General features: G+C 46.3%; 12 protein-coding genes and 2 tRNA genes. 7 read left to right on the forward strand and 7 right to left on the reverse strand.

The window, feature by feature from the left end:
• Window positions 1–11: 11 nt before the first annotated feature.
• The gene (locus QK890_RS08440; RefSeq protein WP_367627303.1) at window positions 12–2,249 is read left to right on the forward strand and encodes a TIM-barrel domain-containing protein; all 2,238 of its coding nucleotides are present in this window, start codon (window positions 12–14) and stop codon (window positions 2,247–2,249) included.
• Between the two features lie 66 nt (window positions 2,250–2,315).
• Here the strand turns inward: QK890_RS08440 and QK890_RS08445 are convergent, their stop codons facing one another.
• The gene (locus QK890_RS08445) at window positions 2,316–3,563 is read right to left on the reverse strand and encodes a DNA mismatch repair protein MutS (RefSeq protein ID WP_367627311.1); all 1,248 of its coding nucleotides are present in this window, start codon (window positions 3,561–3,563) and stop codon (window positions 2,316–2,318) included.
• Between the two features lie 163 nt (window positions 3,564–3,726).
• On the opposite strand from QK890_RS08445, the gene QK890_RS08450 reads away from it, so the two are divergent.
• Entirely contained in the window at window positions 3,727–5,649 is a 1,923-nt protein-coding gene (locus tag QK890_RS08450; protein WP_367627304.1) for a transglycosylase domain-containing protein, read from the forward strand.
• Between the two features lie 551 nt (window positions 5,650–6,200).
• Window positions 6,201–6,554 (forward strand): hypothetical protein, encoded by a 354-nt coding sequence (locus tag QK890_RS08455; RefSeq protein WP_122141466.1) that lies wholly within the window; start codon window positions 6,201–6,203, stop codon window positions 6,552–6,554.
• Between the two features lie 591 nt (window positions 6,555–7,145).
• Here QK890_RS08455 and QK890_RS08460 read toward each other — a convergent pair.
• From QK890_RS08460 to QK890_RS08475, 4 genes are all read right to left on the reverse strand, one after another.
• Window positions 7,146–8,042, reverse strand: coding sequence for a hypothetical protein (locus tag QK890_RS08460; RefSeq protein WP_005810716.1), 897 nt, complete (start codon window positions 8,040–8,042; stop codon window positions 7,146–7,148).
• A gap of 9 nt (window positions 8,043–8,051) precedes the next feature.
• Window positions 8,052–8,720 carry a DUF4476 domain-containing protein gene (locus tag QK890_RS08465; RefSeq protein WP_005810718.1) on the reverse strand — a complete coding sequence of 223 codons (669 nt, stop codon included), beginning with the start codon at window positions 8,718–8,720 and terminating at the stop codon, window positions 8,052–8,054.
• A gap of 14 nt (window positions 8,721–8,734) precedes the next feature.
• Entirely contained in the window at window positions 8,735–9,412 is a 678-nt protein-coding gene (locus QK890_RS08470; protein WP_122141464.1) for a DUF4476 domain-containing protein, read from the reverse strand.
• Between the two features lie 102 nt (window positions 9,413–9,514).
• The gene (locus tag QK890_RS08475; RefSeq protein ID WP_005810722.1) at window positions 9,515–10,354 is read right to left on the reverse strand and encodes a S1 RNA-binding domain-containing protein; all 840 of its coding nucleotides are present in this window, start codon (window positions 10,352–10,354) and stop codon (window positions 9,515–9,517) included.
• Between the two features lie 219 nt (window positions 10,355–10,573).
• On the opposite strand from QK890_RS08475, the gene QK890_RS08480 reads away from it, so the two are divergent.
• The gene (locus QK890_RS08480; protein ID WP_005778865.1) at window positions 10,574–11,575 is read left to right on the forward strand and encodes a malate dehydrogenase; all 1,002 of its coding nucleotides are present in this window, start codon (window positions 10,574–10,576) and stop codon (window positions 11,573–11,575) included.
• A gap of 16 nt (window positions 11,576–11,591) precedes the next feature.
• Here QK890_RS08480 and QK890_RS08485 read toward each other — a convergent pair whose 3' ends face one another.
• Both QK890_RS08485 and QK890_RS08490 read right to left on the reverse strand, forming a co-directional pair.
• Complete coding sequence (locus QK890_RS08485) at window positions 11,592–11,786, reverse strand: hypothetical protein (protein WP_122141463.1); 195 nt, start codon at window positions 11,784–11,786, stop codon at window positions 11,592–11,594.
• A 169-nt stretch (window positions 11,787–11,955) separates the two neighbouring features.
• Window positions 11,956–12,693: a potassium channel family protein gene (locus QK890_RS08490; RefSeq protein WP_122141462.1), complete on the reverse strand. Its 738-nt coding sequence runs from the start codon at window positions 12,691–12,693 to the stop codon at window positions 11,956–11,958.
• Window positions 12,694–12,911: 218 nt separating this feature from the next.
• Between QK890_RS08490 and gadC the strand changes: the two genes are divergently transcribed.
• The 3 genes from gadC (at window position 12,912) to QK890_RS08505 (ending at window position 15,049) form a co-directional block, all read left to right on the forward strand.
• Complete coding sequence (gene gadC, locus QK890_RS08495) at window positions 12,912–14,498, forward strand: putative glutamine/gamma-aminobutyrate antiporter GadC (protein ID WP_022011454.1); 1,587 nt, start codon at window positions 12,912–12,914, stop codon at window positions 14,496–14,498.
• 393 nt (window positions 14,499–14,891) lie between these two features.
• Window positions 14,892–14,964: transfer RNA gene (locus QK890_RS08500), tRNA-Phe, on the forward strand.
• Window positions 14,965–14,976: 12 nt separating this feature from the next.
• Window positions 14,977–15,049 (forward strand) — tRNA-Pro (locus QK890_RS08505).
• Window positions 15,050–15,252: the final 203 nt, after the last annotated feature.

A 15,252-nucleotide genomic window follows, 5' to 3' on the forward strand; every position in this document is an offset into this window, starting at 1 on the left:
ATAAAAACGACATGAGAAACATCCAACGAACCATTCTCCGGATAGCCGGGCTACTCTTCTGCCTGCCGTCCTTCTGTTCAAATCCGGTAGTTATAGGCAACAGCCGGTTCACGTTCATCACCGACCATCTGGTGCGTATGGAGTACGCACAGCAAGGACAGTTCCTGAATGACTCTACACTCTTCGCTGTCGACCGCACTCCCAGATGTACCGACGTAAAAGTGGAGAGAAAAGAGGGCAACCGCTACGTAATGACCACCCCCGTCCTGCGCATCGAGTACTACAACGACGGATTCCCCTTCGGGCAAACCAACCTGTTTGTCTACTTCAGAAACGGAAACGCACCCAAAGAGACGCGTTGGTACATAGCCAGCCGCCAAAGCCGGAACCTGCTGGGACCGGTGACCACGCTCGACGATGTAGACGGCCCCATCGACCGACAGGAAGGATTATTGAGCCGCGATGGATGGTACCTGATTAACGACACCGGCAAAGAAATCCTGAAAAACGGATGGGTCACCGAACGCGACCGCAGCCATGTACAGGATTTGTATCTGTTTGTTTACGGCAATGACTACAAGGCAGCCCTGAAATCGCTTCAGGCAGTCAGCGGTCCGTCACCGATGACCCGCAAATATGTACACGGTTCCTGGTATTGCCGCTGGTGGAATTATACGGACGAAGACTACCGTCAACTGGTACGTGAATATCGCGAACACGACTTCCCACTCGACATCATGGTGTTCGACATGGGATGGCATACGCAAAACGCCAAAGTGGGAACCGGACATGCCGGCACACGCGGCTGGACGGGTTACAGCTGGAACCGGAAACTGATTCCGGAACCGGAGAAGCTGATAAGCGACTTCAAAGACGACCATATTTACGTGGTACTGAACGAACATCCGCACGACGGTATCCGCCCGCACGAGGACAGCTACAAAGCATTCATACGTGACCTGGGAGCAGATACGCTGAAAACCGGCGTACCCTTGTTTGACGCAGGCGACCGCAATTATATGAATGCCTTCATGAAACATGCCCATCAGGAAAGCGACTCCATGGGTGTAGCATTCTGGTGGCTCGACTGGCAACAAGATTATCTGTATCCGCTGGTACGAGGTACAAACATGAAACACCTTCCCTGGCTGAACCACATTTATTATAACTACTCGGCCGGTAACCGCCTCCGCGGTGCAGGATTCAGCCGTTGGGCAGGTTGGGGAGACCATCGCCATCCGATCCAGTTCTCTGGAGATGCCGTGGGCAACTGGGACTTGCTCCGCTTTGAGGTTGACCTGACGACTACCAGCGGCAATGCGGGCTGTTTCTTCTGGGCACACGATCTCGGTGGATTCTATGACGGAACCGATCCGGAACTCTATACCCGCTGGACACAATTCGGACTGCTGAACTCCTCACTCCGCATCCACTCGGTATATGACAAAAAACTCGACCGCCGCCCCTGGCTTTGGGGGACAGAGGCAGAAAAGGCCATGCACAGGATTTATCACCTGCGCTCGCAGCTGATGCCCTACATTTACTCCTCCGTCCGCCAGTGCCATACGGATATGTTGCCGCTCAACCGGGGCATGTACATCGAATATCCGGAAGAAGAAAAAGCCTATCAATATCCGGGACAATTCCTGTTCGGAGATCTCTTACTGGGTGCCCCCATCACTACAAAAGGCAAAGGAGAGAAGAAAACAGCCACACAAGAAGTCTGGCTGCCGGGCGGAACAAGCTGGTATAACTTCTTCACCGGCGAGAAACAAGAGGGTGGACAAGTCATAAAGACAGAAAGCCCACTGGACGAATTCCCCTTGTTTATCAAAGGAGGCCATCCGCTGCCGATGCAGCCATATACGGAAAGAATGTGCTCCACCCCGCTCACCGAACTGACCGTGCGTTGCTATCCGGAAGAAGAGGGAGCGGACAACACTTACACCCTGTACGAGGATGACGGACTGACGCAGGATTATCTGGCCGGCAAGTATGCCACCACCCGCCTCAACTATCAGAAGACCGGAGAACAAACAATCATCACCGTGTCGCCGGCAGAAGGGACCTATGAAGGGCAGCCCCGGAAACGTGCTTACCGGATTGAACTGCCGGGAGTCACGACACAAGCCCGCATACAGGTGAACGGTAAAAAGGTAAGAGCCACTCCGGATAAGGAATTAAACGGAATTGTAGTGCAAGTCAAGGTTACGGACATCCGTAAACCGGTTGTAATCAAGATACAGTAATAACACGAGGATGTGCCGGGAACCCGTCAGGCTGTGGCAGGCTCCCGGCACACCCTCCATATCCGATTACTGCATTCCGGCAAGTTCTCTCTTCACAATCCAGTATCCGACCCTGGACTCCGAAATACCCGGCTTCACTTTATGGTTACATACCAGTTCGTCATCTGTTATGGCAGATTCCAGGTAATAAAAGCAACAAGAATCGTCTCCATCCAGCCTCCGGGCCAGTTCTATGATATGCGTGGATATCAGGAAACGGCTGTGAACCTTCTCCCTGAGCACTTCGGTCACGGCTACCGATGCTTCAAAAGCATCCCGTGCATTGGTCCCCCTGAACAATTCGTCGAACAGCACAAAACAATGGTTACCTTCATTAATCTGTTGCAACACCTCTTTCACCCGGAGTACTTCCGCATAAAAATGACTGCGCCCATCCCTTAACGAATCCGGAAGATTGATAGAAGTAAAGATACCATCAAACACCGGACAGACCATAGAAGAAGCAGGCACCGGAAATCCGGCATGAGCCAGCCATACGGCGGACGCTATCGCTTTCAAGGTCGTGGATTTACCGGCCATATTTGATCCTGTAAAGATACAGATATTCCCATGCTCCATATCCCAGTCGTTCTTCACCGCATCTTTCACCTGAGGATGGTAAAAGTCACGAAGCACAAATTTGCCATCGGTCGTAAACGTAGGAAAACACCATCCTTTCGTAACAGCCGTACGGTGCATGGTACGGATGGCATCCAATTGATATACAATCGAAAGAAGATCAGCAATGGTATGGTTGCGCCGATAGCGGAAAATATAATCCAGTCGGTCGGTCCGGTAAAAACCGTCCTCCTGTCCGCAGGATTCTACCACTTTGCCCAACTCCGTAACCTGATAAGTCTCCAGGACAGTAGCTACCATGCTGCGGATTAACCGGGGAGAAAGTGCGGTCACATGATCCGCAAAAATCTTCAGTTCCAGCAAGACGTTTTCAAGCAACTTTGTTCCTCTCTGAATGATATAGCGTTCGGGAGTGCTTCTGAACACCCTGAAAGCACGTGATAAAACAGATTCCAGATAAGTAACCCTTGTCGGACGGTCTCCCTGACTAAGATAAAACTCTATAAAATCCAACTCTTCCCTGCAAATACGTATTTCGGGGAAGTCCGGACACCGGATTGCCTCCTGCCTTTCATGCAGCATCTGCCAATCGGATATGGGATGGGTTACCCAATCTTCCAAGCACCTCTTTCCTCCGTCACTTTCCGTCATGTCAAAGAGAGAGAAAAGAGTTTTCTCTCCGTACGTACTCTCCATCACTCCTAAGTCATTGAGAGTCTGTCTATCTGTTCGTAGTTGTTTCACGGTATCTCATATGATCGATTTCTCAAAGATAGAATATTTTTCCGGAAAGAGCATCATCCATCCTCCCGGAATTGTATAACTTTGCAGCCGATAAATCCGTAGTTTACATATCATAATGGGAAAATATCGTACGAAAGGGAGCATCGCTCTCATCATTACAGGAAGTGTCCTGATCCTTGTTCTGACAGGTTTATATTGGGGACGCAACGGAATTCTCTGCCGAATGGTTGGCAAGCGGATACTGCGCACCGAACAAAAATACGGATTATCCATCCGCTACGATGCCTTGCGAATGAAAGGGCTGAACGAAATCGAGCTGAGCAATCTTTCCGTAGTCCCTGACAAGCGGGACACCCTCCTCACCCTGCATGCCCTGAACATGCGCCTCAGCTTCTGGAAACTGCTACGCGGAAAGATCGAAGTACGCAACGTAACCGCCGACCGGCTGAAAGTTTCATTCATCAAAGCAGACAGCACAGCAAATTATGACTTCCTCTTCCTGAAAAAGGAACAGGAGGTACCGGCCGGTTCGGCACAAGCCGACTATGCCCACAGAGTGAACAGGATACTGAACCTGCTCTATGGTTTCTTACCCGAAAACGGAACACTGCGTCAAGTCGACGTCAGCGAACGGAAAGACCGTAACTTCGTAGCCATCCGCATCCCGCAATTAAGCATACGGCAAAACCATTTCAACTCCGATATCGAAGTACAGGAAGATTCGGTAAGCCAACACTGGACCACCTGTGGAGAGGTAAACCGAAGCCACCACACGCTAAAAGCCGAACTTTATGCACAGCATAAGGAAAAAATCGCCCTCCCCTATCTCAAACGCCGTTTCGGTGCGGACATTCGCTTGGATACCCTTACCTATAGCCTGACTGAATCGGAAGGAAACAGCGGTCAGATTATACTGACAGGACAAGCAGCAGTCAACGGACTTGAAGTGTATCACAAAGCTCTTTCCCCTCAAACAGTCAATCTGGACCGCGGACAAATATCCTACCGGATTCTTGTGGGTAAAGAGTTCGCCGAACTGGACAGCACAACCTTGGTACAATTCAACCAGATGCAGCTTCATCCTTATCTGAAAGCTGAGAAGAGAGAACACCAATGGCACTTCACAGCAGCTTTAAACAAGTCTTGGTTTCCGGCAAACGAACTCTTCGGCTCGCTCCCCAAAGGATTATTCAGCAATCTGGAAGGGATAAAGACGGAAGGCGAACTGTCCTATCATTTCTTGCTGGATGTGGACTTTGCCCTACCGGACAGCCTGAAGCTGGAATCGGAATTAAAGGAGAGAAACTTCCGCATCGTGAAATACGGAGCCACAGACCTTGGTAAAATGTCGGAAGAGTTTATCTATACGGCTTACGAAAACGGACAGCCGGTACGCACTTTCCCTATAGGCCCCTCATGGGAACATTTCACGCCACTGGACAGCATCTCCCCACTATTGCAAATGTCTGTGATGCAAAGTGAAGACGGAGCCTTCTACTATCACCGGGGCTTTCTTCCCGATGCCATGCGTGAAGCATTGATACAAGACCTGAAAGTGAAACGTTTTGCCCGTGGGGGAAGTACCATCACCATGCAACTGGTAAAAAACGTATTCCTGAACCGGAACAAAAACATCGCCCGGAAACTGGAAGAAGCCCTGATCGTCTGGCTGATAGAAACGGAACGTCTCACTTCCAAAGACAGGATGTACGAAGTATATCTGAACATAGTGGAATGGGGGCCGCTTGTCTACGGAGCACAGGAGGCTGCTGCCTACTACTTTAAAAAACGCCCGTCTCAACTGACAGCCGAGGAGTCCATCTTCCTGGCATCCATCATTCCGAAGCCCAAGCATTTCCGAAATTCGTTCACCGGTGACATGAAACTGAAAGAAAACCTGGAAGACTATTATCGATTGATAGCCGAACGACTGGCAAAAAAAGGAGTTATCAGCGAAGCGGCGGCGGACAGTATTCGCCCGGAGATAAATGTGACCGGCGAAGCAAGGAAAGACTTGGAGAGAGACAGCATACAGTAATTTATCAGATACCAAAAGCAGAATAGGGGGGAAACTCACCACAGAGGACACAGAGGACACAGAGTGAATTTTAAGTCATTGATTAGTAAAGTTGTTAATCTGTGATAATCTATGTGGTGAAAAGGCTTTTGACACATCCCCATCCTAACTGATTTATCTACTAAGAGAGCATTTACCGACACAGAACCGTTCTTTTTTTGTTAAGTCCCCCTATACAAAGGGTATTCAGCAAACAATTCCGCCGCAAAAAGTGTTTCATTGTACATTTTTTAGCCGTTTGCTATGGCAATTCAGAAATTATCACCATCTTTGTGGTGAACTACAACATTCTCTCGCTTGGAGAGCAAGACATAGAAAGCATTCTTTGTCTAACTTTAGCTACGGGCATAATTTATTTATGTCCGCAGCTTCTGGATAAAAGACGGCTCTGCCCCCGTGTCTGATACCGTAATGGGTCAGCATATATGCTTTTCTTGCTCTGCAATGGAATGATGTAGTTCAGCGGGTCAGCAGGGCCGTTCATTTTTCCCTGCCCGATATACGTTTGAGCTATGGGCAAACAATCTACTATCAAAATCTTGTCTTTCCACCGCCGCAGAACCAACGCAAACGGTTGGTATCGGTTGGATTTTATTTTTCAGCGAGGTAAAAAGATTCTGCATTATACACTCTCTACGCAGGATTATGAATATTCAGAGTGTTTCTGTTCACCTTCCCATATCGAACGTGCAGACATGATTGTCTTTGTAGCCGAACTTCTTTTAGAAATTCATAAAGTGAAATATTCGTGCCTGAAACGTACACCAAGCCAGGCGTATGCCACTTCCAAATATATATCCCGGATCAATCAAATATGCAAAAAGAACCATTATCACAAAACGCCTGTCATTATAGACGGGCTATAGTACTTTGATCTTTCATAATAAATTCTCTTTTATAATTGACTTTAAATCTAAATCCGACTCACCAAACCAGTTAACTCGTCGAACCGCTGCCACTCTACCCCCCGGAGGACAGCGGTTCTTTTTCTTTCATTTAACCAGTTCACATGAATCGTTTCTCTATTCTATTTCATATTTAATCATCTAATTATCAATATTTAATCATCCATGTCGGTATCTTTATCTCGTCCCGTATACCTGGGCTTATAAGCCCAGGTATACGGACTCATGGGCACGTGTACCCGGGCTCATGGGCACGCCTGCCCGGAACCGGATGCAGATTGCACCATTTCCGGTTAAACAACAAGGGAAAACGAAATGCTTTAAGAGGTGTATTTGCTTAAGCAAGGCGTATCTTTCGGCTGATGACCAGCATTTTACGCCTTATTTTTGCCTTAAAACAGTAGGTGGAAGATGGAAGATACGGGTGGAAGATAAAGGGCTGAAAAATGCGATCTTCCACCCGGATATTTCTTTGATTATTAGAGTAATAAACGCAAAAAGGTGGAAGATGGAAGATCGAAATGCAGACAAATAAAATTCGTCGAACTGACGTTATTTATCCCGGCTCCCTCTTTCCGACGAGCGGGAAGAAGAACTACGGCTACTGCCTGAAGCAGAATTTCCACTGCTGCGTCTGCTTGAAGAAGAACGCTCAGAGACTGAACTTCGGGTGCCATTATTACTCTTCACCCTCTCCTGGCTCCGGCTACTACTGCGTCTGCTATCCGTACGTTCAGGAGTCACCCTATTGGGAGTTGCCGAACTCCTCGGAGTCACCCTGTTTTTATCTCGTGAGGCAGAACTTTCCCTCCGCACATCATTCCTCCGCACATCATCTCTCCGTGCCGAATTAGGACGTATAGTTACCGTACCGAAATCGGAACGACGGTGCGTGTTATAATTCCGGTGATCTCTTATGCTGTGGGAACCGGAATAGAAATCATGCCGGTAACGTCCGCGATAATAGCTGTTATGATAGTGCGTACGATAGTGTCCGCCGCAATAACTGCTATAGTGGTAAGGCTTTCCGAAATAGAAGTGGTTATGGTTTGTATACCGGATATAGACCCGGAAGCTCCAGCCTCCGCCATTGGCGTAAATCGGGCGATAGAAATAATCCACCCCTATAAAACGCCGATACTGTGAAGCAGTCAGCACCCATCGTAAGTCATCGTTACGAATATCCAACGTGCGATAGTATTTATCGAGCGCCCACTCTTCTCCCCGCATCACATCGTCCATCAGATAACGGATGGAGTAAACAAAATCATAATTGATTTCGTATACATCATTATATTGTCCCGTACTCAGGTTCAATTCATAGGCCATCTTGTCGGTAAGGAAACGAGTCTCCTTACGAATGCGGCTATTGCTCATGGCAGCCATGCTCACACTACTTACAGCAGTGATTCCGATGGCCAGAAAGAATATCAGTACTCGTTTCTTCATATCTCAAGTCTATTTAGTTCTATTATAATTCTTCACAAAATCCTTCACAGTACTCCGATTCGACAGGAAGTCCAGTTCATCTACTGCTATGGAGAAGTTATCTTTATCCACTACACTCGGGTAAAGTATCTTCAGCACCTTAGTCCGGTCATCATCAAAGCTATAAAGTTTTATCAGTCTACGGCATTGCTCTGAAGTAAACCCGGTAGAACTCGCTGCTTTTTCGATAAAGTCCGTCCTGTCCGAGTCGAATGTTTTACTCTTTGCATCATTCAGGAAGCGGGCAAATTCATCATTTCTCATTGCCCTGTAGCTATAGGAATGCCCCACTTCCGAAGCGGAAACTGTACCGCCAATACCTAAAGAGAAAGATGGAGCGGGAGGAACAGTGGGTGCACCGTCCTTGAACGAATCCAGCCCTACGACACGGTTGTCTATAAAGTTAACGCAAATCACCGAAGGCCCTGCTTTGGAAAGGTACCCGCGATATTCCCACTCTTCCATGCCACCATCAAAGCGTCTGTAGTTCGGTTCTCCAAGAATGGTTTTCACCTCTTGTTGCGTCATTCCTTTCTGAATACCCATCAGTTGGCTGTTCCTGAAATCTGCCAACAGGCTGGCACAACTACTCATGACAACGAGCAAAAGTAGTATTGCTGAAACATGTATCTTTTTCATAATTTATATAGGTTTTAGTTACGTTGACTATGGTATTTTCTCACAAATTCGTTCATCTTATTCTTATCGGACTGAAAGGTCAGACTCTCAATAACCAGATAAAAATTCGGTTTATCAACAATCCGCGGATACATGGCCTGCATCAGCTTTATTTTTTCACTGTCGAAACTGAACAACTTAACCAACTGGAGGCATTGATCGGAAGTAAAGCCGGTAGAGACAAGCGTAGTCTCGATCAGTTTATTGCGGTCAGAATCGAAAGACTTATCTTTCACTGTTCTCAGAAAGCGGTCGAACTCTGCACGGTTCATCACCACATCATATCCGTATCCGGGACGTGACGGACGGTCGGGGTAATCAGGACGGTCCGGACGGAAATCGGGACGATTGTCTCTACCTACCCGGATATCCCGTATGTTCATACCGGGATTTGACACCCATTCCTGAAACAACAAATCTCCTTTTACACTCTGTCCGGTGCGCGGGATATAGCGCGCGGCATATACCTCTATGCGGTGTCTGCCCGAATAATTGGCTATGAAGCAAGTCTCTGTCGGCGTGCATATCTGTTCGCCATCCATAAAGACAAGAATCGCCTCACCTGCACTCTGGATATTTATTCCGCTGATTCTTCCGGCTTGTGCCATAAATGCAGCGAACAAGAAACAAAGGGTTATGATTACTTTTCGCATATCGTTTAGTTTTTATTGTTTTTAATATCACAAAAATAGGGTGAGGAAACTCCCCACCCTAATGATTCTGTCTATTCATACGTAGGGTTTTCCCTATTCAGTTTAGGGACGAACCAACTCGATTCCGTCTTCGTGGAGCAGGATCAGACGTTTCTTATATAAGTCGCCAACGGCTTTCTTGAATGTCTTCTTACTGACACCGAAAACATCGTAAATCTCTTCGGCAGGGCTCTTGTCATTCAATCCGATCCGTCCGCCGTGGTCTGCAATATAGTGGTAAAGTGTTTTTGAGAAATCATCAACTTTCTCAAAACCCGGTTTCTGGAGAATCAGGTCTATCTTGCCGTCTTCGCGTACCTGCTTAATATATGCTTTCAGCGTATCGCCCGTATGTAAGGTCTGAAAGATCTCACTATCATACAGCAAACCACTGTACATATTCTCAATGATCGCCTTAAACCCAAGGTCCGTCTTCTGCCAGATAAGTATGTTCACCTCTTCGCCCGGCTGATAAGGAGCTTTCTCTTTGGACAAATAGCGGTCTACCTTGGCTGAAGCTACGATGCGGAAACTTTCATCGTCAATGTAGGCATGAATGACGTATTTATTCCCTACCTGCATCTTCATCTTCTGCTCACTGAAAGGGACAAACAGGTCCTTCATCAGTCCCCAATTGAGGAAAGCTCCGAACTGATTGACCCAGGATACCTCCAGACAAGCAAACTCGCCTACTTGTACCAAAGGTGTCAGCGTAGTGGCTATCAACCGTTCTTCATTATCCAGATAGAGGAAGACGTTCAACCAGTCTCCCACCTTACAATCTTCGGGCACATAACGGGTAGGCAGCAGAATTTCGCCTTCTTCTCCGCCATCCAGATACATACCGAAATCTACCTGCTTGACTACCTCAAGCTGGTTGAATTTTCCTAATTCAATACTCATAATCTTCATTCAGTTTGTGACAAAGATAAATAAAAAACAGACGTAAGAATAATAAGCCGTCGAAAAACATATCGCTGCATCTGTTTGTTATCATCCGCAGACGATAACTTTTCATTATAGCGCAAAACTTTTTTCGATAAACAACCTGCGTTTAAACGAGTTATCTTTGCACCGGAAACAAGAAACAAAGCAATTGTCGAATTAAAAAAGATATAAATTATGGAATTCTTAACCAACGAAAAACTTACGATCGTAGGAGCTGCCGGAATGATTGGCTCTAACATGGCACAGACTGCCCTGATGATGAAACTGACTCCGAACATTTGTCTGTATGATCCTTATGCACCCGCTTTGGAAGGTGTAGCCGAGGAGCTGTACCACTGTGCGTTCGAAGGCGTAAACCTGACTTACACTTCAGATATCAAAGAAGCTTTATCAGGTGCGAAGTACATTGTGTCATCCGGTGGTGCTGCCCGTAAAGCAGGCATGACCCGTGAAGACTTGTTGAAAGGTAACGCAGAAATCGCAGCCCAGTTTGGTAAAGATATCCGCCAGTATTGCCCGGATGTGAAACATGTGGTCGTAGTGTTCAATCCTGCCGATATCACCGGACTGATTGTATTGCTCTATGCCGGCTTGAAACCGTCACAGGTATCCACACTGGCCGCTCTGGACAGTACCCGCCTGCAAAACGAACTGGTGAAGTACCTCCATATCCCCGCATCCGAAATTGTAAACTGCCGTACATATGGCGGCCACGGAGAACAGATGGCCGTATTTGCTTCTACCACTAAAGTACAAGGTGAAGCGCTGACCAAGATCATCGATACTCCACGCATGCCTATGCAGGATTGGGAAGATCTGAAAGTACGCGTTATTCAAGGTGGAAAACACATCATTGATCTGCGCGGACGCTCTTCATTCCAAAGCCCGGCTTATCTGTCTATCGAAATGATCGCGGCAGCCATGGGCGGACAACCTTTCCGCTGGCCGGCAGGCACTTATGTATCTGACAAGAAGTTCGACCACATCCTGATGGCAATGGAAACTTCCATCACCAAAGAAGGCGTTAGCTATAAAGAAGTACAAGGTACTCCTGAAGAGCAGAAAGAAATGGAAGAGAGCTACGCTCACTTATGCAAACTGCGTGATGAAGTGATAGCTATGGGTATCCTTCCGGAAATCAATAAATGGCACGAGCTGAACAAGCATATAAATTGATGACATCATACAAAGTTTAATTAGTTGGAATACTGCCTGTCTGCCATATGCGGATGGGCAGTATTTTTAGTTTTATCCGGAAAACATCGACTTGGGCGACCGCCTCAGTAACACTGATAACCAGCAGATTATATTTACCTGAATTTCCACTCTCTATGTAAAACCATTTATCCCGGCATGTAAAAGCATTTACCTCGGTATGTAAAGCCATTTACCCCGGTACGTAAAAGCATTTACCCCGGTATGTAAACGGAACCGGCATTCGACGTGACAGATGCCCTCCCATAGGGTACGCACTCCAATGACGCATTCTTCGGATAGAGCTATTTCCCTTTCTCTATATCAACTCCCGTCCCTGCGGGACAGAGAGCTGAAAAGCCTTACTTTTGTTTACTGTCATCGGCCGTCTCCAACTGCTTGTAATATTCTTCTTTCTCTTTATTCTTCTTCTGAATCAGACTGGTGACATAAACAGTAAAGATCGGGAACATCATCATACCCAGTGCAGCCAGCAGCACCGAGAGTACACGTCCCGTCACGGTGACGGCAATGATGTTGGAACCAACCGTAGTCACATCCATAAATGCCCACCAGAGCGCATCTCCGTAACCGGTCACCAGCGGGTTGACTTTATGCTCAAGCACAAAGAAAGCCAGACTGGAAAAATAGACAGTGGCAAGCAGCATAGTCAAATAAGAGACAAACAGACCGGAAGCCTTATTATAAGTGAGCCAACCTACCACAATGGCCATCGCATACCCACCCCGTACTAAGGGAACGAAACGAATCATATAAGTCACTTCGGGAGAGAAAGTCCATCCCATATACGATATAATATTCTGGTAGGGTATCGCCACCAGCAGGAAAATGAAGTGTGTACTGAGATAGTGCCATTTGTTTTTCGAAAGAAACAATTCGAGAATAAAGTCGAACAGGAACAAGACACAAATCCACAACTGGACTTTCATATATACCGACTGAGTATAAAAAGGGATACCCTTGAATGTATCAATCGAAATACTGATGACCAGAAAAAGAGAAAGCAGCAGGATGATGACATGCAGAATGCCGTAGATCCCTTTCTTCCGTAAAGAAAAATCAGAAAGAGCCATTTTCATAAGCACTGATATTTTATGGGTTATTTTTAATTATGCAAAAGGAACAAGAGTCATACACGATTTGTTTGATATCGAATCAAGATCAGGAGAAAAACCGGTTTTCTCACTCTTGGCCGATGTTAATTAACCAAGTTTGACGTTAGTAAACTGAAACATCTTACGTTAAACGTTGTTATAGACACTGACTTAAAAATATTTTTCACTTAAAACCTTAACTTATGGCAAATATTAAACAAGCAGTGAAACTGGGGGTATTCACCCTGGCGATCATGAACGTAACGGCAGTAGTATCCCTACGTGGACTTCCTGCCGAGGCCGTATATGGAATGAGTTCGGCCTTCTATTATCTTTTCGCAGCTATCGTATTCCTTATTCCGACATCACTCGTTGCGGCGGAATTGGCTGCCATGTTCCAAGACAAACAAGGTGGTGTGTTCCGTTGGGTAGGCGAAGCATACGGAAAAAAATTAGGATTCCTTGCCATCTGGGTACAATGGATTGAAAGTACGATCTGGTATCCGACTGTATTGACATTCGGTGCCGTATCCATCGCTTTCATCGGAACAAATGACGCACATGACATGACACTGGCCAGCAATAAATACTACACACTGGCCGTTGTGCTTATCATCTACTGGCTGGCTACCTTCATCTCACTGAAAGGCATGGGATGGGTAGGTAAAGTAGCTAAAGTAGGTGGTATGGTCGGAACAATTATTCCGGCTGCCCTGCTGATTATTCTGGGTATTGCCTACCTGGCATCCGGAGGTCATTCCAACCTCGACTTCCACAGCAGTTTCTTCCCCGACCTGACCAACTTTGATAACGTGGTGTTAGCAGCCAGTATCTTCCTCTTTTATGCCGGTATGGAAATGGGCGGTATCCATGTAAAGGATATGGAAAACCCGTCAAAAAACTATCCGAAAGCTGTATTTATCGGTGCATTTATCACCGTAATCATTTTCGTATTGGGTACATTCTCACTGGGTATCATTATTCCGGCCAAGGACATCAGCTTGACACAGAGCTTACTTGTAGGTTTCGACAATTACTTCAGATATATCCATGCCTCCTGGTTATCACCAATCATCGCCATCGCCCTTGCATTCGGTGTGTTGGCAGGTGTATTGACATGGGTTGCCGGTCCGTCAAAAGGTATCTTTGCCGTAGGTAAGGCCGGTTATATGCCTCCGTTCTTCCAGAAGACCAACAAACTGGGTGTACAGAAAAACATTCTGTTCGTTCAGGGTGGTGCTGTTACCGTATTGAGCCTTTTGTTTGTGGTTATGCCTTCCGTACAGAGTTTCTATCAGATTTTGTCACAGTTGACAGTTATTCTTTATCTGGTGATGTACTTGCTTATGTTCTCCGGCGCCATCTATCTGCGCTATAACATGAAGAAGGCCAACCGCCCGTTCCGTATCGGTAAGAAGGGTAATGGTTTAATGTGGATTGTAGGCGGCCTGGGCTTCCTTGGCTCATTGCTGGCATTCATCCTCAGCTTCATTCCGCCCAGCCAGATCTCTACCGGCAGCAACACTGTATGGTTCTCAGTATTGATCATCGGCGCACTGGTTGTAGTCATTGCTCCGTTCATCATCTACGCAGCAAAGAAACCATCATGGGCCGACCCCAACAGTACTTTTGAACCCTTCCACTGGGAAGCACAAGCCAAACCACAAGCAGCTCCCGTTACTGCAACAGTATCCGGCCCGGCTGTAAGCGGTGCTAACACTTCCACCAGCACTACTTCTGCACCGTCAGCAGGTTCTGCTCCTTCTGATAAGGACACTCCGCAAAAGTAAAGTTAAAAGGAAATATCTATCTACCTGAATGAAAGAGGTTGTATCCGGAGATTTAATCTAAATTCTACCGGATACAACCTCTTATTTCTTTGGAGAAACCATTCAGGATGTCAAAGGAAGAGTAAACCTTTATTTTACTAAAAATGACTACATTTAAAAAAACCTTTCCTCCTAATAATACAGATGGCAAGTTATGTCCCCAATTAACGCCCTGTCCTATGTATAGAAACGTATCAATTAATGTCATTTTCATCAGAAATGTATATTATATCCATCTTAAAATCCGGAAGAGCAAGATGCTCTTCACCTCGTTTGAGCAAATATTTTATATTTTCTTTGCCAAACTATTGCAGTATTAAAAATTATACCTATCTTTGCACCCGCAATCACAAAGGTGCCATAGCTCAGTTGGTAGAGCAAAGGACTGAAAATCCTTGTGTCCCCGGTTCGATTCCTGGTGGCACCACTTTGCAGATAGCGGAATGTAGCGCAGTTGGTAGCGCACTACGTTCGGGACGTAGGGGTCGGGCGTTCGAGTCGCCTCATTCCGACATTCGCATAGACAAGCCGTTCAAATTGAGCGGCTTGTCTGTTTTTTTTAGAGGAATAATTGAATTATATTAAAAACAACAGTTTTCCTAATCTTCCTTTCCATACAACTATCCACCTCCCAATCAGTTCTGATTCCATAGAAATATATCTTCACCTTATTTATATATCACTTCTAATCAGAATTCAGCAATTCATAAAAACT

Origin of the sequence: Bacteroides sp. NGMCC 1.200775 (genome assembly GCF_040798045.1) — a bacterium.
Taxonomy (GTDB): domain Bacteria; phylum Bacteroidota; class Bacteroidia; order Bacteroidales; family Bacteroidaceae; genus Bacteroides; species Bacteroides hominis.

Coding starts and splice junctions, on each gene's coding strand:
- QK890_RS08440 (WP_367627303.1), top strand. CDS start 12: ATGAGAAACATCCAACGAACCATTCTCCGGATAGCCGGGCTACTCTTC.
- QK890_RS08445 (WP_367627311.1), bottom strand. CDS start 3,563: ATGGAGAGTACGTACGGAGAGAAAACTCTTTTCTCTCTCTTTGACATG.
- QK890_RS08450 (WP_367627304.1), top strand. CDS start 3,727: ATGGGAAAATATCGTACGAAAGGGAGCATCGCTCTCATCATTACAGGA.
- QK890_RS08455 (WP_122141466.1), top strand. CDS start 6,201: ATGGGCAAACAATCTACTATCAAAATCTTGTCTTTCCACCGCCGCAGA.
- QK890_RS08460 (WP_005810716.1), bottom strand. CDS start 8,042: ATGAAGAAACGAGTACTGATATTCTTTCTGGCCATCGGAATCACTGCT.
- QK890_RS08465 (WP_005810718.1), bottom strand. CDS start 8,720: ATGAAAAAGATACATGTTTCAGCAATACTACTTTTGCTCGTTGTCATG.
- QK890_RS08470 (WP_122141464.1), bottom strand. CDS start 9,412: ATGCGAAAAGTAATCATAACCCTTTGTTTCTTGTTCGCTGCATTTATG.
- QK890_RS08475 (WP_005810722.1), bottom strand. CDS start 10,354: ATGAGTATTGAATTAGGAAAATTCAACCAGCTTGAGGTAGTCAAGCAG.
- QK890_RS08480 (WP_005778865.1), top strand. CDS start 10,574: ATGGAATTCTTAACCAACGAAAAACTTACGATCGTAGGAGCTGCCGGA.
- QK890_RS08485 (WP_122141463.1), bottom strand. CDS start 11,786: ATGGCTTTACATACCGAGGTAAATGCTTTTACATGCCGGGATAAATGG.
- QK890_RS08490 (WP_122141462.1), bottom strand. CDS start 12,693: ATGAAAATGGCTCTTTCTGATTTTTCTTTACGGAAGAAAGGGATCTAC.
- gadC (WP_022011454.1), top strand. CDS start 12,912: ATGGCAAATATTAAACAAGCAGTGAAACTGGGGGTATTCACCCTGGCG.